28 protein-coding genes are annotated in these 26,313 nt (G+C 31.4%); 16 read left to right on the plus strand and 12 right to left on the minus strand.

The window, feature by feature from the left end; genetic code table 11:
- Positions 1-79 precede the first annotated feature (79 nt).
- Together COJ46_RS13795 and COJ46_RS13800 are read left to right on the plus strand one after the other, a co-directional pair.
- The gene (locus COJ46_RS13795) at positions 80-988 is read left to right on the plus strand and encodes an RluA family pseudouridine synthase (protein ID WP_097976185.1); all 909 of its coding nucleotides are present in this window, start codon (positions 80-82) and stop codon (positions 986-988) included.
- A 10-nt stretch (positions 989-998) separates the two neighbouring features.
- Positions 999-1,697 (plus strand): copper homeostasis protein CutC, encoded by a 699-nt coding sequence (locus COJ46_RS13800; protein ID WP_097976183.1) that lies wholly within the window; start codon positions 999-1,001, stop codon positions 1,695-1,697.
- A 91-nt stretch (positions 1,698-1,788) separates the two neighbouring features.
- On the opposite strand, the gene COJ46_RS25250 is transcribed toward COJ46_RS13800, so the two are convergent.
- From COJ46_RS25250 to phaQ, 7 genes are all read right to left on the minus strand, one after another.
- Complete coding sequence (locus COJ46_RS25250; RefSeq protein ID WP_097975803.1) at positions 1,789-2,508, minus strand: CAP domain-containing protein; 720 nt, start codon at positions 2,506-2,508, stop codon at positions 1,789-1,791.
- Positions 2,509-3,200: 692 nt separating this feature from the next.
- Complete coding sequence (locus COJ46_RS13810) at positions 3,201-4,298, minus strand: SDR family oxidoreductase (protein WP_097975801.1); 1,098 nt, start codon at positions 4,296-4,298, stop codon at positions 3,201-3,203.
- A gap of 743 nt (positions 4,299-5,041) precedes the next feature.
- Positions 5,042-6,406: an N-acetylglucosamine-specific PTS transporter subunit IIBC gene (gene nagE / locus COJ46_RS13815; protein ID WP_097975799.1), complete on the minus strand. Its 1,365-nt coding sequence runs from the start codon at positions 6,404-6,406 to the stop codon at positions 5,042-5,044.
- A gap of 184 nt (positions 6,407-6,590) precedes the next feature.
- Positions 6,591-6,779, minus strand: coding sequence for an alpha/beta-type small acid-soluble spore protein (locus COJ46_RS13820; RefSeq protein ID WP_056474082.1), 189 nt, complete (start codon positions 6,777-6,779; stop codon positions 6,591-6,593).
- Between the two features lie 90 nt (positions 6,780-6,869).
- A complete protein-coding gene (locus COJ46_RS13825; protein WP_097975797.1) occupies positions 6,870-7,313 on the minus strand; it encodes a MaoC family dehydratase in 444 nt (147 codons plus the stop codon).
- A gap of 63 nt (positions 7,314-7,376) precedes the next feature.
- The gene (locus COJ46_RS13830) at positions 7,377-7,886 is read right to left on the minus strand and encodes a hypothetical protein (RefSeq protein ID WP_097975796.1); all 510 of its coding nucleotides are present in this window, start codon (positions 7,884-7,886) and stop codon (positions 7,377-7,379) included.
- A gap of 47 nt (positions 7,887-7,933) precedes the next feature.
- Positions 7,934-8,353 (minus strand): poly-beta-hydroxybutyrate-responsive repressor, encoded by a 420-nt coding sequence (gene phaQ / locus COJ46_RS13835; protein WP_097975794.1) that lies wholly within the window; start codon positions 8,351-8,353, stop codon positions 7,934-7,936.
- Positions 8,354-8,561: 208 nt separating this feature from the next.
- Between phaQ and COJ46_RS13840 the strand changes: the two genes are divergently transcribed.
- The 6 genes from COJ46_RS13840 to COJ46_RS13865 all read left to right on the plus strand — a co-directional run bounded on the left by COJ46_RS13840 (position 8,562) and on the right by COJ46_RS13865 (position 13,615).
- Complete coding sequence (locus COJ46_RS13840) at positions 8,562-9,074, plus strand: polyhydroxyalkanoic acid synthase subunit PhaR (protein WP_097975792.1); 513 nt, start codon at positions 8,562-8,564, stop codon at positions 9,072-9,074.
- Between the two features lie 21 nt (positions 9,075-9,095).
- Positions 9,096-9,839, plus strand: coding sequence for a 3-oxoacyl-ACP reductase (locus tag COJ46_RS13845; RefSeq protein ID WP_097976181.1), 744 nt, complete (start codon positions 9,096-9,098; stop codon positions 9,837-9,839).
- Between the two features lie 47 nt (positions 9,840-9,886).
- Positions 9,887-10,966, plus strand: a complete 1,080-nt coding sequence (phaC, locus tag COJ46_RS13850) for a class III poly(R)-hydroxyalkanoic acid synthase subunit PhaC (protein WP_097975790.1) — start codon at positions 9,887-9,889, stop codon at positions 10,964-10,966.
- 130 nt (positions 10,967-11,096) lie between these two features.
- The gene (locus COJ46_RS13855) at positions 11,097-12,317 is read left to right on the plus strand and encodes an NAD(P)/FAD-dependent oxidoreductase (RefSeq protein ID WP_176522516.1); all 1,221 of its coding nucleotides are present in this window, start codon (positions 11,097-11,099) and stop codon (positions 12,315-12,317) included.
- Between the two features lie 98 nt (positions 12,318-12,415).
- On the plus strand, positions 12,416-13,084 hold the full coding sequence (locus COJ46_RS13860) for a DUF421 domain-containing protein (RefSeq protein ID WP_097975786.1): 669 nt from the start codon (positions 12,416-12,418) through the stop codon (positions 13,082-13,084).
- A gap of 24 nt (positions 13,085-13,108) precedes the next feature.
- Entirely contained in the window at positions 13,109-13,615 is a 507-nt protein-coding gene (locus COJ46_RS13865; RefSeq protein WP_097975785.1) for a DUF3189 family protein, read from the plus strand.
- Positions 13,616-13,643: 28 nt separating this feature from the next.
- Here the strand turns inward: COJ46_RS13865 and COJ46_RS13870 are convergent, their stop codons facing one another.
- Positions 13,644-14,123 (minus strand): spore coat protein, encoded by a 480-nt coding sequence (locus tag COJ46_RS13870; protein ID WP_097975783.1) that lies wholly within the window; start codon positions 14,121-14,123, stop codon positions 13,644-13,646.
- Between the two features lie 162 nt (positions 14,124-14,285).
- On the opposite strand from COJ46_RS13870, the gene COJ46_RS13875 reads away from it, so the two are divergent.
- Positions 14,286-14,744, plus strand: a complete 459-nt coding sequence (locus tag COJ46_RS13875) for a DinB family protein (RefSeq protein ID WP_097975781.1) — start codon at positions 14,286-14,288, stop codon at positions 14,742-14,744.
- Positions 14,745-14,805: 61 nt separating this feature from the next.
- On the opposite strand, the gene COJ46_RS13880 is transcribed toward COJ46_RS13875, so the two are convergent.
- Both COJ46_RS13880 and COJ46_RS13885 read right to left on the minus strand, forming a co-directional pair.
- The gene (locus COJ46_RS13880) at positions 14,806-15,153 is read right to left on the minus strand and encodes a DUF3905 domain-containing protein (RefSeq protein WP_097975779.1); all 348 of its coding nucleotides are present in this window, start codon (positions 15,151-15,153) and stop codon (positions 14,806-14,808) included.
- Between the two features lie 93 nt (positions 15,154-15,246).
- Complete coding sequence (locus tag COJ46_RS13885; protein ID WP_097975778.1) at positions 15,247-16,989, minus strand: B12-binding domain-containing radical SAM protein; 1,743 nt, start codon at positions 16,987-16,989, stop codon at positions 15,247-15,249.
- A 556-nt stretch (positions 16,990-17,545) separates the two neighbouring features.
- Here COJ46_RS13885 and mtnB point away from each other — a divergent pair.
- From mtnB to COJ46_RS13905, 4 genes are all read left to right on the plus strand, one after another.
- The gene (gene mtnB / locus COJ46_RS13890) at positions 17,546-18,181 is read left to right on the plus strand and encodes a methylthioribulose 1-phosphate dehydratase (RefSeq protein WP_097975776.1); all 636 of its coding nucleotides are present in this window, start codon (positions 17,546-17,548) and stop codon (positions 18,179-18,181) included.
- Between the two features lie 464 nt (positions 18,182-18,645).
- Entirely contained in the window at positions 18,646-18,837 is a 192-nt protein-coding gene (locus COJ46_RS13895; RefSeq protein WP_025671755.1) for an aspartyl-phosphate phosphatase Spo0E family protein, read from the plus strand.
- A 73-nt stretch (positions 18,838-18,910) separates the two neighbouring features.
- Positions 18,911-19,357 carry a MarR family winged helix-turn-helix transcriptional regulator gene (locus COJ46_RS13900; protein ID WP_056474121.1) on the plus strand — a complete coding sequence of 149 codons (447 nt, stop codon included), beginning with the start codon at positions 18,911-18,913 and terminating at the stop codon, positions 19,355-19,357.
- Positions 19,358-19,569: 212 nt separating this feature from the next.
- Positions 19,570-21,264, plus strand: coding sequence for a M3 family oligoendopeptidase (locus tag COJ46_RS13905; protein ID WP_097975774.1), 1,695 nt, complete (start codon positions 19,570-19,572; stop codon positions 21,262-21,264).
- A 147-nt stretch (positions 21,265-21,411) separates the two neighbouring features.
- Here the strand turns inward: COJ46_RS13905 and COJ46_RS13910 are convergent, their stop codons facing one another.
- Positions 21,412-24,489 (minus strand): efflux RND transporter permease subunit, encoded by a 3,078-nt coding sequence (locus COJ46_RS13910; protein ID WP_097975772.1) that lies wholly within the window; start codon positions 24,487-24,489, stop codon positions 21,412-21,414.
- Between the two features lie 260 nt (positions 24,490-24,749).
- Between COJ46_RS13910 and COJ46_RS25035 the strand changes: the two genes are divergently transcribed.
- The gene (locus COJ46_RS25035; protein WP_286133526.1) at positions 24,750-24,860 is read left to right on the plus strand and encodes a DUF6254 family protein; all 111 of its coding nucleotides are present in this window, start codon (positions 24,750-24,752) and stop codon (positions 24,858-24,860) included.
- Between the two features lie 214 nt (positions 24,861-25,074).
- Here COJ46_RS25035 and COJ46_RS13915 read toward each other — a convergent pair whose 3' ends face one another.
- Positions 25,075-25,260: a YkvS family protein gene (locus COJ46_RS13915; RefSeq protein WP_097975771.1), complete on the minus strand. Its 186-nt coding sequence runs from the start codon at positions 25,258-25,260 to the stop codon at positions 25,075-25,077.
- Positions 25,261-25,435: 175 nt separating this feature from the next.
- Between COJ46_RS13915 and COJ46_RS13920 the strand changes: the two genes are divergently transcribed.
- Together COJ46_RS13920 and COJ46_RS13925 are read left to right on the plus strand one after the other, a co-directional pair.
- A complete protein-coding gene (locus COJ46_RS13920) occupies positions 25,436-25,744 on the plus strand; it encodes a spore germination protein GerW family protein (protein ID WP_097975769.1) in 309 nt (102 codons plus the stop codon).
- Between the two features lie 92 nt (positions 25,745-25,836).
- On the plus strand, positions 25,837-26,031 hold the full coding sequence (locus COJ46_RS13925) for a hypothetical protein (protein ID WP_025671747.1): 195 nt from the start codon (positions 25,837-25,839) through the stop codon (positions 26,029-26,031).
- The last annotated feature ends 282 nt before the right edge of the window (positions 26,032-26,313 follow it).

Consider the following 26,313-nt stretch of genomic DNA (forward strand, 5'->3'; position numbering starts at 1 on the left):
TGGGAGCACCTAAACAGGTGCTTCTTTTTTGACTAATTATATTTTGATATAATAGTCATATTGAAAGTGGTGATTAATGATGGAGTTAAAGCAACAGAATCCATGGTTTAAGGTAATAATAGGTGTTGAATATAAAAATCAAACAGTGGAGTCATATTTAAAAAATGTGTGGCAGTTTCCAAAGAAGTTGCTACATGAATTAAGGATGGCAAAAGGTTGTAGGATTAACGGAGAAGTTAAACCTTGGAATACAATCCTTTTGAGTGGTGACCAAGTTGAAATGCAATTGTACATAGAAGAGGAATATGGTGTAATTCCAATAGAACAATCTATTGAGGTCTGCTACGAAGATGAACATTTACTTATTGTTAATAAACCGTATGGAGTCGATACACATCCAAATGAAAAAGGACAGTTAAATACATTAGCAAATGGGGTAGCATTTCATTTTCAAGAAAATGGATTAAAAACAAAAGTACGCCATATACACCGCCTCGATAAAGACACTACCGGTGGAGTCGTATTTGCTAAACATGCTTTAAGTAGTTCAATTCTAGATTCGATGTTAAGTCAACGTAAAATAAAACGTACCTATACTGCTATAGTTGAAGGGAATGTAAAATTACCTAAAGGTACAATAAATGAAGCGATTGGAAGGGATCGACATCATCCTACCAGAAGAAGGGTTTCACCAAAAGGCGATAAAGCAATTACACATTATAAAAAAATAAGATATATATCAAATTTGAATATAACGATATTAGAATGTCAGTTAGATACTGGTCGAACACATCAAATCCGAGTTCATTTAAGTTTTTTAGGTCATCCATTAATTGGAGATCTAGTGTATGGTGGGAAACAAAAATTATTGAAACGTCAAGGATTACACGCTAGCAATGTACAATTTACACATCCTTTTACGAAAGAAAATATATCGATTGATATCCCATTCCCGTCGGACATAAAACAACTACTTAATGAAAAGTGAGATGAATGAAATGTTATTAGAAGTCATTGCCACAAACGTAAAAGATGCATTAGATGCAGAAAGCTTTGGGGCAAATCGCATTGAATTAGTTACTGGAATAAAAGAGGGAGGATTGACACCAAGTTATGCGACAATTAAACAGGTTGTTAAAAGTGTCTCTATTCCAGTGCATGTCATGATTCGACCACATAGTCGTTCATTTTTATATGATCAATATGATCAAGAAGTAATCTTAAGCGATATTGATGTATGTAATGAGCTCGGAGCAGCTGGTATCGTTTTTGGAGCCTTGACTAAAGAGAATACAATTGATGAAGATCTTTTAAAAAAAGTAACAGCTCGAGTAAAAGAAATGAACTTTACATTTCATAGAGCAATAGATGAATCAAATGATCTGTTATCATCTATCGATACATTAAAACAATATCCTGAGATTACGCATGTATTAACATCAGGCGGTGTTGTTAGTGCAATTGATGGAAAAGAAACAATAAAAAATATGATCGAACTGACAAATAAATCGAATCTAAAAATTTTAGCAGGAAGCGGATTATCTATTGAAAATGTTTCAGACTTCATTGAATTTACGAATGTAGAAGAAATACATTTCGGTTCTGGGGTTCGAAAAAATAACTCTGCAATTGAAGAGATTGATTCTTCCTTGATGAAAAGTTTGCGAAGAAGGTTAGTACGAGGATCAATCAAATAATGTTTGAATACATCAAAATTATTTTCATATAATAAAAAAGTAGTCCGCAAAAACGGACTACTTATAATACAGCTTTATACAATTTTATTTATTATTTACCGATAAATTGTTGAGTCCAAGCATTTGATCTTGAATCATAACCAACACCAATTTGAGTTAAGTTAGGATTTAAGATATTTGCACGGTGACCAGCACTGTTCATCCAAGCAGTAACTACTTCTTCAGGTGTTTTTTGACCTTTAGCAATGTTTTCTGCTGCATAGCTATAAGTGATTCCGAATTGTTTCATCATATCAAATGGTGATCCATAAGTCGGTGAAGTGTGATCAAAGTAATTCTTGTCAGTCATATCTTGTGATTTTAAACGTGCTGTTTTAGATAATGTTGCATTAACAGTAAATGGTTTTAAACCAGCTTTAGTACGTTCAGCATTTGTTAAATCAACTACTTTTGATTCATAAGCTGATAATGATGCTGAATTTGATGGTGTTTCAGGTTTAGCTGGCGTTGTTGGTACTGTTGGTTTTGTAGTAGGTGTATTTGAACCATTACCTTTTAATTGAGCTTCTAATTGTTGTTTAATTGCATCTTGAAGCTTCGTCATATCAATACCAAATTTAGTTAAATCTACTTTACCGTTAGTAGTGTTTAAGCTTGGTAGATTAAAGTAGCTAAATAATACATTATTTAAATCAACTTTTTGAGTATATGCTTTTGTATCCTTATTAATTGTATCCGCGTGTACTGCAGTTACAGGAGCACCCACTAGTAGAGTAGCAGCCAATGTTGATAATGAGATTACTTTTTTCATGTCTTATTCCTCCATTTGTTTGGTTATTGTCTCGCTGTACAAGTAATACTTTAGCATGAAAACGCATGACATAATTATGGGAAATAATGGGGAGCCAAATTTGAGGATTTTTTTGGTAGTACCGTTTTAGTACAGAAACAAATTAAATCGTTGTTATGACAACTATTTTACTAGAATAATATTAAATGAGTATCATAAATTTTTGCTTAAAATTTCCATTAAAAAAGTTTGAAGTTAAGAAAACGTCATATTTCCTCGTTATAATACAGGAAGAAAAATCCAGTTTTGTTGTTATCCAGTTACGATTGTAATCATTCTGTAACGAACGTATAGAGGGTGAATAATTTGAAATTATTTATTGATGATACTGGGCCAGTTCCAAACGGTTTTATATTGGCAAGACCCTTTGAGGAATGATTAAAAGAATGTAAACAACAACAATTTCAACAAATATCTCTAGATTATAAGCTACGATTTAGGAAAGAAAATGGATTAGACCATATAAAGAAGTTTATTGCACATACTTGGCGTTTTTAAAATGGAATATGAAATAAATCATTAATAATAGAAGGAAAGAAACAAAACACTATAATTACATAGAGCTATTTATTAAAAAAAGGACACTAATTAAATTAGTGTCCTTAAACTTTTCCTTCATATATATATATAGAAGCGAAATTGTATAACCCGGTTTACTTAAATAATACATGCTTCTCTATCACTGTCTTATGCACTTTATAATAATGTGTAATAACAGGAAGTATATCTTTAAAGTCCGGACATTTAATACTTGTATTTTGTAGATCAGTTAAGGTATTCATACAATCATACTCGGATTTACAATTAAAATAAGATAAAACTTCTTTTTCAACTTTAAGTAATCGTCTAATGAATGGAATTGATAGGAGAGGACTAATAAATTTAATTGGAATATTGCCCACGGTAGTTTTGTTTAAATAATAGGAAAGAAAATCTTTATAAACATCTTGTACAAGGTAGGGAGAGGGATCTGTAATTTGATAAGTTTTGTTAACTCCGATTTCTGCATGACTCAAATAGTAAACAGCATTAATTAAATAATCAATGGGAATGAAATTGCAATAAGCATTGTCTTTACCTATTTGAGGTATAGGTAAATAGCGAAGTTTTGTGAAGAAATTTAAAATGAAATATGGTCCATCAAATTTACTTGTCTCACCAGTTTCTGAGTGACCAACTACAATTCCTGGTCTGATTATGGTGATTGGAAGTTGTGTTTTTAGTTTCTCAACTTCTCTTTCAGCATAATACTTCGTTTCTTCATAAAAGTTTTTAAATGTTTGTCCCATTTCTAACTCATGTTCATAAATTTTTCCTTCACGAGTTCCCGAGACATAGCTAGTACTAAAATAGGTGTATCGCTTCAAAGATTTCAGTTTAAGAGCAAATTCATTTACGTTTATTGTTCCTTTCACATTTACTTCATATGCAATCTTTTTAGGGACTGCAAGGTCGTAAATTGCAGCCAAATGGAATAAGTCCGTTAGATCATTAAAAAGTACATTAAGGTTTTTTAGGCTGAGCCCAAAGTTTTTCTTTGTGATATCACCACTTAATAGTTCTATTTTTAAAAGAGCGTAATATGGATACTTTTGATCTAATGTAAATAAGAAGTCTCGGCATTGTTTTTCAGTATTAGGAAGAACGAGTAAATAAATTTTTTGAAAAGACATTTCATTATCAAGAATTTTGAGGAGTAAATGCTTCGAAATAAATCCAGGAAATCCAGTAATAAAGTATGTTCTTTCCATTTTAGCCACCTACTTTATGTAAATTAAATCCCTTTGTTTATTTTATTAAAGAAATATGCATTTAATGTAAAGTTCGCTTCAATATAATAAAGGAATTTTGATCTTTTTTCACTATTTATGGTAGGTAAAACTCAAGTTTTAGCCTATCTAGTTCCTCATGAACCTTTTATGAGGATGTATGATTCAAGTTTTAGCTTATTTAGTGCCTCATGAACCGCTTATGAGGAAGTAAGATTCAAGTTTTAGCTTATCTAGTTCCTCATGAAGCCCTTATGAGGAAGTATAATTGATGATTTAGCTTATTTAGTGCCTCATGAACTGCTTATGAGGAAGTATAATTGATGATTTAGGTAATTTAGTGCCTCATGAACTGCTTATGAGGAAGTAAGATTCAAGAATTAGCTTATTTAGTTCCTCATGAACCGCTTATGAGGAAGTAAGATTCATGATTTAGGTAATTTAGTTCCTCAAGAACCGCTTATGAGGAAGTAAGATTCAAGAATTAGCTTATCTAGTTCCTCATGAAGCCCTTATGAGGAAGTATAATTCATGATTTAGCTTAATTAGTGCCTCATGAACCGCTTATGTAGAAGTATAATTGATGATTTAGGCGGATTTAGTTCCTCATGAACCGCTTATGAGGAAATATCTAGTATATAATCCTTATTCACCAGCTCATAAATCCCTTAATCAACAAAATAAGCAAAAAAAAGCTTGCCCAATGGACAAGCTTTTAAAATCGATTATTTAACTTGTTTTTTCAAGTCTTCAGCAACAAACTCTACGTTTGTACCTACAACTACTTGTACGTTTTTATCGTCTAATTTAATAACTCCACGAGCACCTGCTTTTTTAAGAAGAGCTTCATTTACTTTAGAAGCATCTTTTACTTGTAAGCGTAAACGAGTTGTACAGTTATCAATATTTGTTAAGTTTTCTTTTCCACCTAGAGCTTGTAGGTATAAAGAATCACCAATTTCAGTTGTTACTTCATCAGTTTCAACTTCTTCGTCTTCACGACCTGGTGTTTTAATGTTAAATTTCTTAATTGCGAAGTAGAACACTACAAAGTAAATTACACCAAAGATTAAACCGATTAGGAGTAACAGAATAGGTTTAGTTGCAATATTATAGTTCAGAATGTAGTCCATGAAACCAGCTGAGAATGTAAAGCCATCTTTAATTCCTAAAGCATTTACTAGCCCCATTGATAATCCAGTTAAGATTGCATGGAACGTATATAGTACTGGAGCAATGAACATGAATGCAAATTCGATTGGTTCAGTAATACCTGTTAAGAAAGATGTTAAAGCAAGACCAATAAACATACCTGCAACAGTTTTACGTCTTTCTGGTTTTGCAGCAGCGATCATTGCAAATGCAGCAGCTGGAAGACCAAACATCATAATAGGGAAAAAACCAGTCATGAATGCACCAGCAGATTTGTCACCAGCGAAGAATCTGTTTAAGTCACCGTGAACTAATTTACCAGCAGCATCAGTAAAGTCACCTAAGTTGAACCAGAAAATTGTATTTAATACGTGATGTAATCCAAGTGGGATTAAAATACGGTTTAAGAAACCGAATACTGCAGCTCCGATTGGACCGATATCAATGATCCAGTTACCAACAGAGTTAATTGCATCTTGAATAGCTGGCCATACATAACCAAATATTCCTGCTAATACAAGCATAGTAGCTGACGTTATAATTGGAACGAATCGTCGTCCACTAAAGAATCCTAACCATTCAGGTAATTTAATACCACTGAAACGGTTGTAAAGAAGACCAGCTACAACCCCTGTAATAATACCACCAAGGGCAGCCATATTAATATCTTTATTTATCGTTGTTGTTCCTGCAGTTAATACAAAGTAACCGATTGCACCTGCAAGACCGGCGGCTCCATTTCCATCCTTTGAAATACCGATTGCAACACCGATTGCAAAGATTAATGGAAGATTAGAGAAAATCGCATTACCAGCAGCCGCCATAAACGGTATGTCTAGTAGATCGGGTTGTCCAAAGCGCAGTAAAAGTCCTGCAGCAGGAAGGACAGCGATTGGTAACATTAATGCTTTACCAATACGTTGTAAGAAACTAAGCATATTATTTTCCCTCCGAAAATTTTTATAATGATTACGCTTTCAATAATAACTTAAAAGCTTTAACTTGTCTATACAACTAGTTAAGATAAAAATTTCTATTTTCTTCCAAAAAAATTAAAAATAAAAAGGGAAGAATCAAATCTCCCCTATATTAAGCCATTTTATATAGTTTGTTTTTCTTTAATTATTGACCCTTTAAATGACTTTGCGCTTGAGCAATTAAACGTTTAGTGATTTCGCCACCAACTGATCCGTTTGAACGTGCAGTTGTATCGGATCCTAAAGTTACACCGAATTCGTTAGCGATTTCATATTTAAATTGATCAAGTGCTTGTTCTACACCTGGAACTAATAGTTTATTTGTTCTTGTCATGATGATCTCCCTTTCTGTAAGTAATAGCTTACAACTCTATTTTTTACATTTAGGGTTTTCTCATGCTTGGTAAATACAGTCATATTAGGGTTATGTTAACTTTTTAACCAACGCTGAGCCTTCAACAACGAGTACATTTTCTTGATTATAAACATTCGTTTGGAGCGTTAATAATTTTTTATCATCTCTTTTACGTACAACACTGACGATTACTTTAATTGTGTCATTAATTTTTACTGGTGCTTTGAAGAATACTTCTTGAGATAGGTAGATGGTGTTTTTGCCGGGTAGTTTTGTACCTAGTACTGAGGAAATAAAGCTGCAAATCAACATGCCATGTGCAATTCTTTCTTTAAAGATGCTTTCTTTTGCAAAATCATCTAATAAGTGAATTGGATTTACATCTGTTGAAATTGCAGCAAATTGTTCAATTAACTCTGCAGTAATTTTAACTTCAAGAGTAGCTTCGTCACCAACTGAAATGGAGTCAAAATGAACTTCCTGTACATGTCTTGCACTTTCGAAAACATTCATTTTGTTTCATCCTCTCCTTGATGAAATGTCTAGCTAATCAAGAAAATTGTTTAACTATATTGATTATAGTTTAGTGAATGAGAATTCTTGTAAGTTTTTAAACCAATCTTCTTGTGTTTTTTGGAACTGTTGGTACATGTTCGTCCAAGCAGAGTAAGGTGTGCTATTTAATGGTTGTTTAAAAAATTGTTGAAAAAATTGTTGTTGTTGATTTGAAAATGTACTCATAGCTTGAAAAAATGGTTGATATGGGTTTTGATTCATATTTGTCCATAAAGATTGAAATGGAGCAAACTGATCAACTAATTTTTTCCAAGTCTTTTCATAAGTTTCTTGATTAATTGTAGGCTTAATTTCGTTTAATAACTTAATCATTTCTTGGAACTGCTCGTAAGACTCTTGTTGTTGTACTTGAACTTGCTCGTTTAACGTTTTCCATTGTTTTGCTTGTTCTTGAAATAAAGACTCTGTCCATTGTTGAATTTGTAATTGATTGTCTAACAAATATTGAAGCATTTTTTGAAAATTCTCAGCTGCAAGTTCAGTTTGTAATTCGATTGTTTTTTCAGTCATTAGTGTTTCCTCCAAAAAAATTTATTATTGAATGCATTGCTGCAATTTCAATCATCTTTAAAACTTTGATCAGAGTTGCTAAAAGGAAAGAATGAATTTGTGTAAATCGAAAAAAATGTTTGGAGCATCTGATTATATTGAGTAAATGAATTATGACAAGTTTTTAGATATTCCTCTCCGGCATCTGTAATTGAGTAAATTCGCTTTGCCGGACCTTCCATTCCATATTCCCAACTAGATTTAATATAACTTTCTTTTTCAAGTTGTCTTAGAATTCGATAAACATTACTTGAATCAAGCGTAGTAAAACCTAAATCAAATAATACTTGCATTAATTTATAGCCATGCATATTCCATTGCTTAAGGCTAAGAAGTAGAAAGGGAACTAAGAAGTTTTTAGGCAATGTAATCGATTCAGAGGTTTCGTGTTTATTTTTTTTACTTGTTTCCTTTTCATTTGTTGTCATAAAGTTATGTTCCCCCCTATATCGTAGTAATGGAATCATCATCCCTTAGGTGTAATTTACACTTAGTTAAATTTATTGTCAATGTATTTTAAATATAATGAATATTAAAAAACAAATTTCGACAGAAGATGTAGAAATATCGCGAAAACATTGGATTGTTTTGTCGTTAGCTTGTTTTCTATACTTAAAAGTAGTGAGGGGGATTAACATGTCAGAGCAAAATTATTCAGATCCATTGAAAATGTGGAAGCAAATGTATGATGTAAATGAAAAATACTTTGGAAAAATGATGAACGAATATGTTCAGAAAGAAGAATTTTCCGAGTGGATGGGTTCTGTAATAGATTTTAATCTATTCTGTAAAAAGATGTTGAATGATCAATCAAAAACCTTCTTAGAGGCTTCAAATATTGCTTCTAAAGAAGATATCGCAAATGTAGCTAGCTTAGTGATTAATTTAGAATCGAAAGTAGATACATTAGAAGATCAATTATATTTAGATTCCCAACCCGAGTTAGATGTAGCAGCATTGAAAAAAGAGTTAGACATTGTGACAGTTAAACGAGATCTTACAAAATTGAAAGCTGAAACCAAATCAATTCATCAACAAGTTAGTGAATTAAAGTCTTCAATGGAAAGTATTGAACAACTAAAATCTTCAATGGCTAACATTGAACAACTTTTACAACAATTAACGACTAAACAACCAACAAAACAATAATTAGTTAAAAAAGGAGAAATGATAATGGATTTAGTAAATCGTGTAGCGATCGTAACAGGTGGAGCAAAAGGGATAGGAAAAGGTATAGCATTTGCTTTAGCAGAAAAAGGCGCAAAAGTTGTAATCAATTATAATAATAGTGAAGCACACGCAAAAGCAGTTGTAGATGAACTTTTTGAAAATGGTTATGAAGCGTTAGCAGTGCAAGCTAATGTTGCTGAATTAGATCAAGCGAAAGCATTAATTGATCGTACGGTTGAGCATTTTGGACGTTTAGACATTATTGTTAATAATGCTGGTATTACTAGAGACCGTAGTTTCAAAAAACTAAGTGCAGAAGATTGGCATGAGGTTATTGATGTAAATTTAAGCAGTGTTTATAACACTTGTAATTCTGCTTTACCATACTTACTTGAATCTGATAACGCTCGTGTCGTTAATATTTCATCAGTTATTGGTCAGGCAGGCGGATTCGGCCAAACAAACTATTCTGCTGCAAAAGCTGGTATGATTGGATTTACTAAATCATTAGCACTTGAATTAGCTAAAACAAACGTTACAGTAAATTCTGTATGTCCAGGATTTATTGAAACTGACATGGTGAACGAAATTCCAGAAAATGTAAAAGAGCAAATTAAATCAAGAATACCAAAGAGAAGATTTGGTACTGTAGAAGAGATTGCAAAAGCTGTTATTTACTTATGTGAAGGTGGAGAGTACATTACTGGTCAACAGATTAATGTAAATGGCGGACTTTACGTTTAAGTCTAACTTATAGATTACCTTTTTTAAGATCAAAAGGGGGGAAATGTGTGTTTAATTCACAATTGTTAGAAGAAGCTACGAAATCGCTTCCTAGCGGATTAAAAGAATCATACAAAAGATTGAAGAAAACTGCAGATATTCTTATAAAAGAGGGAGAACCTTTAGTAGGTCAATCTCCTAAAGAAGTGATTTGGACGAAAAATAAAAGTAAATTATATCATTATATTCCAACTACAAAAAAGGTAAAAAAGACTCCAATCCTTCTTATCTACGCTCTAATTAATAAACCGTATATTCTTGATTTAACAAAGGGGAACTCTTTTGTTGAGTATCTTGTTAATGAAGGATTTGATGTTTATTTATTAGATTGGGGTACTTTTGCTCATGAAGATCGTCATTTGAAATTTGACGATATTATTCACGACTATATTGCAAAAGCGGTAAATAAGGTACTTCGTTTTTCAGGTGCAAAAGAATTATCGATGTTAGGGTATTGTATGGGGGGTACTTTAACAAGTATTTACGCATCACTTTATGAAAATGCACCAATTAAAAACTTAATTTTTGTAACTAGTCCATTCGATTTTTCAGATACAGGATTATATGGTGCATTTTTAAATGAGAAATACTTTGCACTTGATAAAGCTGTTGATACATTAGGGAATATACCTCCTGAAATGATCGATTTTGGTAACAAAATGTTAAAACCAGTTACAAATTTTGTTGGGCCTTATGTAACATTATTGGATCGCTCTGATAATACAAAATTTATTAAATCATGGCAGTTAATGCAAAAATGGGTTACAGATGGTATTCCATTCCCAGGTGAAGCATATCGCCAATGGATTAGAGAGTTTTACCAACAAAATAAGTTATTAAGCGGTGACTTAGAAATTAGAGGAAGAAAAGTAGATGTATCTAACATTAAAGCTAATGTTTTAAATATATCTGCTACGAAAGACCATATTGCGATGCCTTGCCAGGTTGAAGCTTTAAATGAGCATATTTCTAGCGTAGATAAGCAGTATGTTTCGATTCCATCGGGCCATGTATCAATCATGTATGGACCTGTTTCATTAAAAACGACATATCCGACAATTGGTAAATGGTTAGCTGAAAGATCATAATTTCAGTAAATTTCTAGAAAACCATTCATATTATATTATGTTAAAAAATCTCACTTTTATAAAAGTGGGATTTTTTTTATTCAACTGACAAAAACTACCTTAAATATGATCTGAAGAAAGGAGAATAAACGTGAAAAGTATTAGCGGGATTTTGTATTGGCCCACGACTTACACTGATTTACATCCTGAACTAGAAAATATAAAGCCACTCGATGAGGATCTAGAATGTGATTTTGTAATAGTTGGAGGCGGTGAATCAGGGAGTTTATGTGCATATTTCTTAAGTCAAACAGGAGCTAAAGTCGTTTTATTAGATAAACGAAAAAAAGTAGTACAGGGAAGTACTAGTGCAAATACGGGGCTCTTACAATATTCAAATGACAAAACTTTAAAGTCGTTTATTAATTCATATGGAAAAGAAAAAGCTGTCCGTCATTATCAATTATGTGTAGAGGCAATTAAAGGTCTTGAAGAAATGTCAAAAACAATTGATATTAATCCTGATTTTATAAAAAGAAAAAGTTTATATTATGCTAGTAATTTAGATGGTAAAGAAATGATTGATTTGGAATATAAAACATTAAAAGAAAATGTTTTTAATGTTGAACGATATACAAAATCGCAAATTGAAGAAAAATTTAATTTTACAAAGGAAGTTGCACTATTCACAAGGGATGACGCAGAAGTAAATCCATATAAATTCGCACACGGCTTACTTTTATATGCTATGAAACGAGGATTGAAGGTGTTTTCGGATACAGAGGTAACTCGGATCATCGGTACAGATGAAGGGGTACAACTTTTTACTAAGAATAAACATACGGTTCGAGCAAAAAAAGTTATTTTTGCTGGAGGCTATGAATCGATGGAGGTAAAAAGTGAGAAAAATGCAATTTTAACTTCAACATTTGCGATTGCAACACAACCTCTAGTTGAGAAAAACAATGCATGGTATGAAAATTGTTTAATTTGGGAGACGGCAAGACCATATTTATATCTCCGGACTACAGTTGATGGAAGAATAATTGTCGGAGGACTTGACGAACCTACAATAATACCAGAAAAACGTGAATCTATGTTATTCCATAAAAAAGAACAGCTTATAAAAAATTTAATAGAGTTATTTCCTCAATATAAAGAAGCTAAAGCAGAATATTATTGGACTGGTACATTTGGAGGCACACATTCCGGCTTACCAATGATTAGACAATACGATGAATATCCTAATTGCCTTTTTTTAATGGCCTATGGTGGCAATGGAACGGTTTATAGTTATATATTAGCTAAAATATTAAAAGATCTAGTTACTGTCGGCTCTCATCCAGACGCATCTATTTATATGGATCATTAAATTTTAATTAGAATGTTAATCAATTACCAATTTTATGTATAAAAAGAGTAAAGTAGTAAGAAAATTTAATAGGTAATAAAAGTATAGGAGTGTATTACATGAGTTATCATGAAATGTTTACAGAGTTGTTTTTAGGTTATATAGCTCTTTTTATTGTCGTTAAAATTAATGGGAAAACACAAATTACACAAATAACGCCATTTGACTTGATTTCATCACTAGTGTTAGGAAATATACTTGGGGATGGAATATATGATAAAGAAGCAAATCTTCCAAAAATTCTTTTTAGTATTTTTGTTTGGGGTGCTTTAATATTTGTTACTGAGGTCTTGACACAAAAGTCAATGTGGGCAAGAAAGTTCTTAGAAGGTGATGCTTCAGTTGTAATTAAACACGGAGCAATTCAATGGAAAGAATTGAAGAGAAATCGTTTGGACACTGACCAATTGATGCAATTGCTAAGAGCAAAGGATACTTTTGCAGTAAGCGAAGTTGCGTATGCTATTTTAGAAAATGACGGTACGATTAGTGTATTGAAGAAATCAAATTTCGACACGCCTACGAAACAAGATTTAAAAATTCAAATGGAAAAAGAATTTTTACCGGTGGTCGTAATTAGTGATGGGAAAATAATTAAAAGAGCTCTTAACTCGTTGAAAAAAGATGAAAAGTGGGTTCATAAAAAACTTTCTGAGTCAAATTTATCACTTAAACAAGTATGCTTTGCAGAATGGGATTCAAAACAATTACATTTACATACGTATTAATATAAAAATTTGAGGATGAGATAAATGAAATATTATATTTATTACTGTTTTGGAGGTACACATTCTTCACCTTTGGCTGCTGCGTATCATTTAAAGCAATTACCACTTGATCGCCAGCCGACAACGGAGGAAGTAAAGAATACCTACTTATTTAATAAGCTAAAACCTAAAGATGGTGGAAAACTATTTTATCACGGTGAAGATGAAAATGGGGACCAAGTGTATACAGTAGCAAAAAGATATACTAAGAATGTGCCGACAGCAATCGAAGGTTTAGGAAAAATTTTATTAAATGAAGAAGATAAAATTATTTTATCAAGTACATCACCAACAGTCCCTTTAGCTATGACTTTAGGTGGTTTTACATCAAGATTTTTACATATCGATTTTATTGGGGTTCCATTACTTGTATTAGGGGCTAAGCAAACTTATCTTAATTTGATAAAATTAGTTGAAAATACGAAAAGATATCACAACATAGCAGCTGAAAAGGTCACTGACTTATCTAATAAAAACTTTAACAAAGATTAAAAAATGGACGTTCTATTACGTCCATTTTTTAATACGGCATATTTATGACATCCATAGCTTTTTTAGCATCGTTTTCGATTAACTTATTAATATTAAATACGGAATATTGACCTTGCTTTGATAAATAGCTAAAAATTTGAGTATGCAAATTGTTCACCGATACAAGATGCTTAATAAATAAATTATTTAAATCAGGAGTAGCTGTTTCTGTAAGCGCATGCGCATACATTTTTGTTAATACTTTTGTTGCTGATAATAAATCTTCTGCACTCATTTCACTTGCTAATTTATCGCTTGCTGCATCTCTTTCCCCAATCGTAATATTGCTCATAAATTTAAGTAATTCCCGTAAGTTATTTTCAAACAATGTAATAGAAGTTTTATATAATTCTTTTAATCCAGAATCTGTTATATTTTTTATATTTGTTTTAAGCTTATATAAGTAGTAAGTAGTTGTAGCAACAATTTCATGTAATTCTAAGGTTTCATGCCAAGCCAATGTTCTCATTAATATCCCTCCTATATGGTACAAGTCTATTCAGTAGGAAAGGGTTATATGACGGATAAAAAAAGGTAGAGGTTAAGCAGGAAAGGAGGAAAAGGGAGAAGGTTGGTAATTAATTGAGGGATTGATCTAAAACTATTCCGCCATTCTTGTCCAGCCCAACTTATGTATATTGAAAATGTGATTCATCAATTGAGTTTATGTGTAAAGAGTGTTTTAGAAATGATTGAATTAATTAATGAGGAAGATTTAAATTTCCGACCTGTTGAGGACAAGAAATCGATCGGGGAGTTAGTCCAGCATCTATGTGAACTTATTGGTGCTGATATGGTAATTATGAGCGGAGTTAGTCAAGAAATGATGGTTAAATACTATACCGGGGTTGAATGTAAATCACTAGTTGAAATGAAAAGTTTATTACAAAATAATTTTCAAGACTTAAAGGAATTCTACTTTAAAATGAAAGAAAAAGATTTAGTTGAAAAAACTACTTCATATTGGGGTCTTCAATATTCAAAATTTGAATGGTTATTAGAGATTTTAGTTCACTTCACTCATCACAGAGCACAATTACATATGCTACTAGTTCAAAAAAAGGGCGAAATTAATATCGGACTATTTTAAAGATAAAATAGGGGATAGGAGAAATGATACTTTCTTCCTATCCCCTAAATCTTGCACTTCATCAGTCCGTCGTTTCATGCTGTGGATGCATAAATTGTTTTGCAGGTTGTTCTCTCTTTTTTGATTCTAATAGGTCAGTGTTTTCTGCACTTGCCCAACCAATATCATTAGTTGGATGTACCCATTCGTCACCTGCCATAACTGATGGATCAACATCTTCAGACCAATTATTTAATGGAGAGTTAGGAGAGCTATACTTACTGTCTCCAATTACTACACCCTTTGAATTTACAAAAGGTTCTTCCATTTTAATGTCTGTACCTTTAAAAGAAGGAAAACTTGAAATATGGGGTAAAGTATCATTCATTACCGGTGAATCGATTTCAGTTTTCTCATTTTTTCTCTTCATTATATATCACCTCTACTTACAAATTATTATTTGCTAAATAGTAAAATCAATACAAAAAGGACAATATCCAAAATGAATATTGTCCTCTTTTACTTATGCTTCAATTGTAAAAAATGAAGGCGATAATGTTTTAGGAGAGAAATAAACTAGCATCGCATAATTACCAGTTCTATATTCTCCAGTTAATAAGAAATGTTCGATATCAAATGAAAGTGACTCAATCATTGTATGCTTATAAATTTCTTTTTCATTTAAATTAAGTGAAATAAAATCCGAACCTAAATATTCAGGATTTTCGATAATTCGCTTATAAATATCCTTCGCAAAATCATGGCTTGTTACTTCGTCCCACCAAGGTTTACGCGGTTTATATTTATGATTTAAATAATAATCAATTTTCATAATATCTTTAACGATTGTCTCGTTTTTAATTTGATAGTGAGTTAAAAATTCATTTAGACGCTTAAATAAATCTTCAAGCTGGTGTCCGATTCTTGACCAACCTCTTTCTTCCCAATATGAACCAAATAATTGGAAGAAATCAAATGGACTTTCAAACTCATTTTTAATTAAATATTCAATCGTACTATTTGTTCGATGGTCATTCCAATATTTTTCAAGTACGTCTTCAACTTGCTTAATTTTTACAATATCGTCAAAGGGTAATACATTATTACTTAATATTTCATACGGAGCATAATCCATATACACATAATCATGTTCATGCGCTCTTAATCGTACGCCAGTGCCTCTTAGCATTTTTAAGAATCCTAGTTGTAGCTCTTCCGGCCTTAATGCAAAAACGTCATTGAATGTTTGACGGAATGAATTGTAATCCTCTTCAGGTAAACCAGCAATTAAATCTAAATGTTGATCTATTTTTTCGCCATCTCGTACAAGTGTGACAGTTCTGCAAAGCTTTTCAAAGTTTTGTCTTCTCATAACTAGTTCGTTTGTAGCATCATTTGTAGATTGAACACCTATTTCAAATCGGAATAAGCCTTTAGGAGCATTTTGATTTAAAAATTCGATGACTTCTGGTCGCATTATATCACCAGTAATTTCAAACTGGAATACCGTTCCTTCCACATGTTCGTCAATTAAAAATTGGAACATATCCATTGCATAACTACGACTTATATTAAACGTTCTGTCTACGAATTTAAACACCTTCGCTCCATTTGCCATAAGATAACGAATATCATCTTTGATTACCTCTCGATTAAAATATCGGACCCCAACCTCAATTGAAGATAAACAAAACTGGCAATTAAATGGGCAACCTCGGCTTGTTTCGATATATTGAATTCTTTTACTTAGAAATGGTAAATCTTCTTTAAATCGATATGGGGAAGGAATAGTTGTTAAATCTAATTTTTCGGTTTGTGGTTTAATGATATTTTTTCCTTCATCTCGATAACCAATGCCATTGATGGAAGTGAAATCATTCCCATTTTCAATAGCTTTAATTAATTTCTTAACCGTAATTTCTCCTTCACCAATCGTAATGATGTCAATTTCCTTTACGCGATCTAACCAATAATTCACATCATAGCTTACTTCTGGTCCGCCAACAAAAATAATAACGGAAGGATCAATTTTTTTATACATACGGATGACTTCAATTGTTTGTTCGATATTCCAAATATAGCAGCTAAAACCAAGTATTTTTGGCTTACGTTTATATAAGTCAGTGATGATGTTAAGACTTGGGTCTTTAATTGTATATTCTGCAAGCTCTATATCATATTCAGGCTGAGCATACGCTTTAATGTATCGAATACCCAAATTAGTATGGATATATTTTGCATTTAATGTTGCTAAAACAATGTTCATTTATATACCTCGTTCTAAATTATTATCGATTTATTTTATCATAAAATATTGAGATTACTAAATTTTCAAAAGCGAAATAGAAAATGAATGATGAAAAGAAGCGATCCAAATATCAAATTACTTATTTATTAGGGGATTTTAGTCCGTACCTTCTCCAAAATATTTACCGCCTTAAAGTGATTTCTTCTAACTAAAACTTGCCAGATTTTATAGTAGATTTTCTTCACATTTTTTATAAAAAAGACATATGATTTACTAAATACAAAAAAGTTTCCCTAGGGAAAGAAAGGATAAACAATATGAGTAAGAAAGTTTTATTTTTCACTTATTTGTGTAATAAAATAGGAGTACTGTCAAATCAGGATGTAAAAAAAGTATTAAATCATTAATTACTATCAAAAATGGATAAAAGTTGTAGAAAATTGATGATTGTTCATTTACTTAGAACTATTGACAATGAAGACCGACACATGACATAATTTTATTAAATAGTATGAATAGTTTGAATTTTTAACGGTGTCCAAATAGATAGTCTAAATAAGTGGAGGTGTAAATTATGAGTTTATTTTTAGAACAATGGAAAAAGCTTGCGAATATTAAATGTGATTTGGCTAAAAGAGATTGGTTTTATGGTACTAGTGGAAACTTGTCTATGAAAATTTCAGACGATCCATTATTATTTCTTGTAACAGCGGATGAGAAGGATAAGAGAGCACGCTGTGATGAAGAATTTATAGTAGTTAATAATCTTGGTGAACCAGTATTTGATACGGTATTAAAGCCATCACTTGAAACTTTAGTTCATGCAAATATTTACGAAAAAACATCTGCTAGTTGTGTGCTCCATGTACATACCGTAGATAATAATGTTATTTCTGAATTATTTGGTGATGAGGGCCAGGTAGAACTTGAAAATAATGAAATGATTCATATCTTAACAAGTTCTTATTTCGAAAATAAAATAAAAGTTCCAATCATTGAGAATGCACAGGACATGGAAACTTTTAAACGTGCATACACTCCATTTTTAACTCAGGATTTTGGGGCTGTTCTTGTTAGAAATCACGGGATCACTGTTTGGGGGAGAAGCCCACTAGAAACGAAGAAGTGGCTAGAAGGTATTGAATTTTTAATAAGTTATAAAGTGAAACTAATGATGATTCAAGGTCATAAAATAAAAGCAGGCAACTAAATAAAAGCGAAAAAAGCTGAAATAGTAGTGGTAAATAAATTCCATTACATTTCAGCTTTTTTATTTTATAATAAAATTATACTATTTTTTAATAGTCGTCATTTGTAGTAGGTTTTGCTAAATAAAAATTCTTTAGAGTATATTGTATATAAAGAAATTGAGCATTACTATTTATACATAGCTACAATTACTAAACTTTAGATTAAAGTGCCTATAGAATATTTCACTTAAATCAAAATTAATCATTTTAAGCAGGATTTAATAAAAAGTCGTCTAATTTATAAGTAAGAACGATAGAAATAAGCGCTATTTCATAAAATAAATAAACCTACTAGGTAATTTTGCTTAGTAGGTTTCATATTGTATCTATTTTAAATAATTTAGATAGAATGAATAATAAAAATTAATTCGATTATGAATGAAAAGGTTTGTTAAAAAACATCCTGTAGAAGGGAATCAGTCTAATGAATGAATATCAACTCAGCCGTTTATTATTATCTATTTCATTAAAAAGGGAAGAAATGGTATTTTTTGCGGAAACTAAAGGTTTAAACGAACATTTGACCTTAAAGGCCAGTCAAGAATTGGACGAGTTAATTATTTCATACCAAAAAAAATTGCTATCGGAATTAAATAAGTCATTTTCATTGAAATAATCTTAAGATTGATTAATAAGTGTAAAATAAAAATATAGAATAAACAATGTAAAAGAATTGAAGGGGTAATATTATGGAAGAGACAAATAGAAAAGATATAGAGCTTTCTTTAAAGCTATTTATTGTATTATCGCGAGCTCATAGAAAGATTAATGATTCTGCAAATAAATCAATTGCTAGTTTTAATTTAAACCCAACTGAATTTGCAGTGCTAGAGCTCTTGTATCATAAAGGAAATCAACCACTGCAACATATTGGAGAAAAAATATTAATTGCAAGCGGCAGTATTACTTATGTTGTAGATAAACTTGAGAAAAAAGGTCTAGTTTATCGAAATCCTTGTAGCGCAGATCGTCGAGTAATTTATGCAGAAATAACTGAAAGTGGAAATAAACTGATGGAAGAAATATTTCCTGTGCATGAAGAATTTTTACATGAGCAAATGAGTGATCTATCTAATGAAGAAAAAAATTTCTTAATTCACTTATTGAAGAAAATTGGATACCATGGGTCTAACTAAAAAAGCTCTCATTTAATGGAGCTTTTTTTATTTTCAATCAATTAACGCTTATAAACAACTATTTATGCTAGTAAAAACTAGTATATTTGAAATTTTAGTGTTAGGTTCTAAGTGGATAATTTTTAAATTTTCAGAAATTTATTTAGATTTAGGTTTTTTTACACGAAGTTTTTTTATATAATAGCAATATCACAAAAAATGGAGGGATTAACATGGGTTTTCAAGATTACCAGTATTCTAGACCAAGTATTAAGAACTTTGGTGAACAATTTAAACGTTCACTACAAAATTTTTATGATGCTTCGACGGTCTATGAACAAGAATTAGCAATGAATGAAATCAATGATTTAAGAAATGAATTTTCAACAATGGAAAATTTATGTGCAGTTCGCCATTCGGTTGATACAAACGATAAGTTTTATGAAGATGAGCAAGCGTTTTTTGATGAGAATACTCCAATTGTTCAATCATATGGGCAACAATATTATAAAGCATTAATCGGTTCTCCGTTTAGAGAGCAACTTGAAGAAAAATATGGCCATCAATTATTTGCTTTAGCTGAATGTGAAGTGAAAATTCTAAGTGAAGAAGTAATTCCGGATTTACAGGAAGAAAATAAACTAACGACTGAATACGCTAAGTTAGTAGCGGCTGCTAAACTTCCGTTTTATGATGAAGTGAAAACGTTAGCACAAATTTCAGCACATTTCGAGGATAAGGATCGAGAGGTTAGAAAGACAGCTTACGATACATACTTTGGATACTTCTCGCAGAATCAAGATAAATTTGATGAGATTTACGATAAATTAGTAAAAATCCGAACTCGTATTGCAAACAAACTTGGTTTCTCAAACTTTATTGAACTAGGGTATGCTCGTATGATGAGAACGGATTACGATGCAAATGATGTTAAGAAGTTTAGAGAGCAAGTTCTTGAAACAATTGTTCCAATCGCTACCGAATTAAGAGAACGACAAGCTAACCGAATTGGCGTAGATCAACTTTATTACTATGACGATAAATTCGAATTTGTAACTGGTAATGCAACACCTAAAGGTAATCCTGAGTGGATTATTGAGAATGGTAAAAAAATGTATGATGAATTATCAAAAGAAACAAGTGAATTTTTCAATTTCATGTTAAAGGAAAACTTACTAGACTTAGTTGCTAAGGAAGGAAAACAAGGTGGGGGATATTGTACTTATATTCCAAACTATAAAGCTCCTTTTATTTTCTCGAATTTCAACGGAACATCTGGTGACATTGACGTATTAACACATGAAGCTGGTCATGCATTCCAGGTTTATGAAAGTCGTAAATTTGAAACACCTGAGTATAACTGGCCAACTTTTGAGGCGTGTGAGATTCATTCAATGAGTATGGAATTTTTTACATGGCCTTGGCAAGAAGAATTCTTTAAGGAAGATACACAAAAATATTATTTTACACATTTAAGTAGTGCAATTACTTTTATTGGTTATGGTGTGGCAGTAGATGAATTCCAGCATGAAATCTACGAAAATCCTGATTTAACACCTGAGGAACGTCACGGACTTTGGAAAAGCATAGAAGAAAAATACTTACCACATCGAGCAAATGATGGAAATAGTTATTTAGAAAAGGGTGGTTTATGGCAAAGACAGGGGCATATTTACCAATCACCATTCTATTATATTGACTATACATTAGCTCAAATTTGTGCATTACAATTTTGGAATAAAATGCATGAAGACCGAAATTCAGCTTGGTCCGATTATGTTGGACTATGCCAATTAGGTGGAAGTAAATCATTTTTAGGCTTAGTTAAAGAGGCTAAACTTGAATCTCCATTTAATGATGGCTGTATTGAGGAGACACTAGAACCTGTTAGAAAATGGCTAGCAGGAGTTAACGATCAAAATTTATAAGGAATTACTCCGACTTTTTAATAGTCGGAGTTTTTTTATATGGGTTAGAAAAGATGAGGAAATGATTCTAATGCCGATGAAGTACAATTAAAGATGAAAGCAAAAAGAGAAAGGATTATTACCTTTCTCTTTTACTATTTATTAAATTTAATGATTAACTACTTTAGCAGTTTCCTCAGAATTAGCATGCTTCTTTGTTCTTTTAGTAAAGAACAGTTCATATACAACCGGAATAAATACTAGCGTTAATAAAGTCGATGAAGTCAAACCACCAATTACTGTAATAGCTAAACCTTTGGAAATAAGTGTACCACTAGACTTTGTTAATGCCAAAGGTAGTAATGCAGCTATTGTGGCAAATGCGGTCATTAAAATAGGTCTTAGACGTGTTTTACCTCCTTCGATGATTGCTTGGCGAAGAGGTAATCTTTTTTGTTCAATATTTTGTCCGATTCGATCGACTAGTACGATTGCATTTGTTGTAACGATCCCAATTAACATAAGTAAACCAATCATTACACTAATCGAAAGCGGTTCGCCTGCTAGGAATAGTGCAACAAATGAACCGATTGGTACAAATACTAATGCGGATAAAATAATAAATGGAATGCGAGCTTTTCCAAAAGTAATTAACATCGTTAAATAGACTAATCCGATTGCAACTCCCATCGCAACACCTAAGTCTTTAAATGTTTGAGTAGTATCATCACTACCGCCACCACCTTTTAAAGTTACATCAGATGGTAAGTCTATATCTTTTTTTACATCCTTGATTACTTCATTTGTTACTTTTGCAATGTCTTTTCCCTTTATTTGAGCTGAAACTTTCGCAAATACTTTTCCATCTAATTTTTGAATTGCAGAATATGTTTCAACTGCTTTTACTTCGGCTACATCTGATAATTTAATGGGTCCTAATTTACCAAGCAATCTAATATTTTTAATATCCTCTACAGATTGGAGTTCTTTATTATAAGTTAATTGCACATTTTGGTCTTTACCATCAATTTTTAATGTTCCCATATTGACTGGGTTTGTTTGGTCTGCAACTAAGCCTAAGATCATGCCAGCGGAGAGACCATTTTCAGAAACTTTTTTCTCATCAACTGAAACAATAACTTGTTTTTGTTTTTCAGAAAAATTATTTGTAACATATTTTAGGTGATCATTCTTTTTCATATAATCTTCAACTTTTTTTGCACTTTCTTGAAGTGCAACTAAGTTATTAGAATATAAATTGATGTCAACATTATTATTTGAAGGTGGACCACCAGAAGAGTTTTCTTGCAATCCTACTTTAGCACCTTGAACTTCTGAAGCTGCTACTTTCGCCATTTTACTTTTTGTATCTTTAATAAATTGATCAACATCTGCACTTTGTTTTAAATTAATAAAATAGCTAGCTTTATTCTCAGTTTTTAGGCCAGTCATAAAGTCCCGGCTACCAACACCAGTAGAAACTTCTTTCACTTGCTTCATATTTAAGAACATCTTTTCCATTTTTAATGAAACATCATTTGTTTTTTCTAATGATGTTGATGATGGCAATTCTAAAGAAGCAATAATTGATCGTGAAGATTCATTTGGAATAAATGTGAAACCAAGTCTACCTACTAAAGAGAAAGAACCTGCAAGTAATACAATTGCTAGTACAATGATAATCCATTTGCGATTTAAAGATTTTTCGATCACTTTTCCGTACCAAACTTGAATTTTTTCTTCTTTTTCTTCAGGTGGCACTTTTTTAAATGCATAGCGACCTAAAATTGGTACGATTGTTATCGAAACTAATAATGAAGCAAGTAAAGAAAAAACAATTGTTAAAGCAAAAGGCAGGAATATTTTACTAGTAAATCCACCTACAACACCTAAAGGTAAGAAAACTACAATAGTTGTAATAGTAGAAGATGTAACTGCTTTTAATATTTCTTTTGTTGAAGATAAAATTAAATTATTTGAAATGCCTTCTTTTGATTTACGCATTCTTCGGAAAATATTTTCAATTACAACGATACTATCGTCCACTACACGTCCTACTGCAACTGCCATACCACCAAGGGTCATAATATTTAACGTTATATCTAATTTAAGCAAGAAAATCGATGTAATTAATAATGATAAAGGGATCGATATTATAGCAATAAATGTAGCTCTGAAATTACGTAAGAAAATCAATACTGCTAATGAGGCGAATAATGCGCCTAATAAACCTTCTTTAATTAAAGATTCAACAGATGACTTTACGCCTTCAGCAGAACTATAACCCACTTTATATGATATTTCATTTTTGTACTTATTTAGTACGTTTATTACTTTGTCGGCTACTTCAACTGTATTTGCATCTTGTTTCTTCGTTATTGCCATTGAAATAGCATCGTTTTCGTTATAACGAATTAATTCATCTTTAGAGTCTACTGATTCAATTTTAGCGATTTCTCCTAATAAAACTTTCGGAGTTTGAGCATTTTGATTTGGTGCGGTAGAAGTAAATGATGCAGGTTGTAATTCTAAATCCTTTAGTTTTTGAAGTGTATCTAATTTTTCTTCGACTCGAATTGGAATTTTAATATCGCCATCAGTTATTTTTCCAGCCGGGAAGGATAGGAATTTTGCATTAATTTGATCTTTAATACTTGTTAAAGAAAGCCCTAAGTTTGCAATTTTTTGCTTATCAACTTCGATCGTTAAGGAAGTAGATTTTCCTCCACCTATCGAAACACTGTTTACACCTTCAATTTTATTTAAAGCTGGTACAATTTCTTCATTTAAAGTTGATTCAATATTTGAACCATCTTTTGAAAACATAGAGATGTAATAAATAGGGAATGATCCGAACGAAAAACGGTCTGCCTTTGTTGTTACATTCTCAGGTAAGCCAGCGTCCTTTAAAGTCGTATTTACTTGTTGTTCAACTTTATCCATATCCGTATTAAAAGGAAATTCTAAATTAATAACAGAAACGCTTTCGAATGAAGAACTTGAAAGTGTCTTAATTCCTTCGATTGATTTAAATGAATTTTCAAGTTTTGTTGTAATCTGCTCATTTATATCATCTGGTGCTGTACCAGGGTAAACAACTTGAACAGAGATTGCTGGAAATTCAATATTTGGAAGCTCTTCAACTTTTAATTTTGAATAGGAATATAATCCTCCAAATATTAATAAAAACGAAATAATAAATATTGCTACAGAGTTTTTTAAACTAAACTTAGTCAAAAAGTTCATTAACTACCTTCCTTTCTATTAATAGTGATAAAGTGATAAATATGTATAATCCGAATTTTCAATCTTTTAATGGCGTTTTTTCTATTAGAAATAGAATGTTTATTTCAGCTCTAGGATGCTCGTTTTAAAATTCAAGAGAAAGAACTTAAAATTTTATACGATTTTCATGCTCAATCCTTCTAAAAATAATTAACATAGATTTTCATTTTTTGTGAAATGATAAGATGGCAAGAAATTGATTAATTTTAGGAGGTATGAAAATGTCAAAATCAAAAAAAGAAAAGGAACGATTTTGGAATGAAAGAAAGTCGAACCAACAGCCACATGATAAAGTAAAATCGTTTAAAGAATTGGACAAAGAAACAAAATAGCCATCTCCTTTACTAAAGAGTGATTGGTACCAGATTTTTTTCGTGAAGATCACTTATCACATTTTCATTTGTAATCATAAAAAAAAGTCCCGTGATATACACGGGACCTGAGACTGATTTGGTAAAGAATTCTAATAAAATTTTAATAGAATCGAAATATATGTAGTTCGAACCTTTTAAAATATGAATATAAGCAGAATCTACTATTTTTAAACTATTCGGCTGTTCTTAGTATTTTATAATTTTTATGGTTTACGACTGTTAGCGGTTCCATTTCTAAATCTCTGAAGTTTTCCATTATGGATATGTCAACAATGACAGAATTTTTATTAACTTTTTGTACTCTACCTTTCAACCCCTGTTTAAACTCAATGATATTTCCTGCTTCTGCAATTTTCATGAGCGTATCTCCTAACAAAGTTTTGACTTGACACCTTCTATAATGCATGAAAACGGTTTAAAGGTAAAGAGAAAATTTAAATTTTTTTACAATTTTGTCTTTTTTCATAAGAAATTATGTTTAAAAACCTTTTGAAAGGCAAAAATGGTTGTAGCACTTTCAGGAGGTTAGTTTGTTGAAAGAATGGTTTGAAGAGTTTGAAGTAGAAATTTCAAATGAAATTAAAAATTTGGTTAGTAGTAATACGCTAATAGGTGATCCGATTTTATTTTTTGAAAACATTATTTTAGTACCATTTTTTGAGATGATTTTAGCGCTAGGCGAAGCTCATTCATCATACGAGTTTGCGAGTATTGGAACAGGAGTAGAAGTAATTCCTAAAGCATTTTTAGTTTTAAAAGATGGAAAAACTGAAGTAATTTTAGTAAATAATAAAAATATGAATTTAGCTGTTACAGAAAAAATTCTTGATGTAACGATTTAGTTTCCATTAAGTACATTCTTTGTTAATGTTAGGATTGAAGTTTATTTCTTGTAGCCATCAAAAAAACGATCAAAATAATAAAGGGTGATTATATGGAACAAAATGAATTTATCAATTTGATTGATCAGCTAGTTAAAGGTGAGATTTCAGAAATTAGCGTTACAAAAGATGATTTTTTAACATTTAGACAAATAATTGTTAATCGAGAGGATTTTAAGCACTTTCGAGGAATCGCTCAGCATGGAGGCCATGTAATTTATACTTACTTGGAAGAAGCAAGAAGTTAACTGTTTTTGTTAAAATCTAAAGTCAAAATAATATTATTTTAATCGTGTACTCATTAAAAGTTTGCGAAAAAAAAAAGTTTTTTTAGCTTTTTTTCTTATTTCGCAAGGTGTTAATGAGTACTTTTTTTGTGAAAATGTTATGACCTCATTTGACAAAAAAATCGTTTTACACTTTATTGCACTCTTCTCCATAATTTGTTAAATTTCATATATTGTTTTATTTCGAGACATATTGTCGAAATGTTTATTTTCTAATTTCAGTACCTATATGTTGTGTTTGTT

Source organism: Bacillus sp. AFS077874, assembly GCF_002566505.1.
Classification (GTDB): domain Bacteria; phylum Bacillota; class Bacilli; order Bacillales; family Bacillaceae_G; genus Gottfriedia.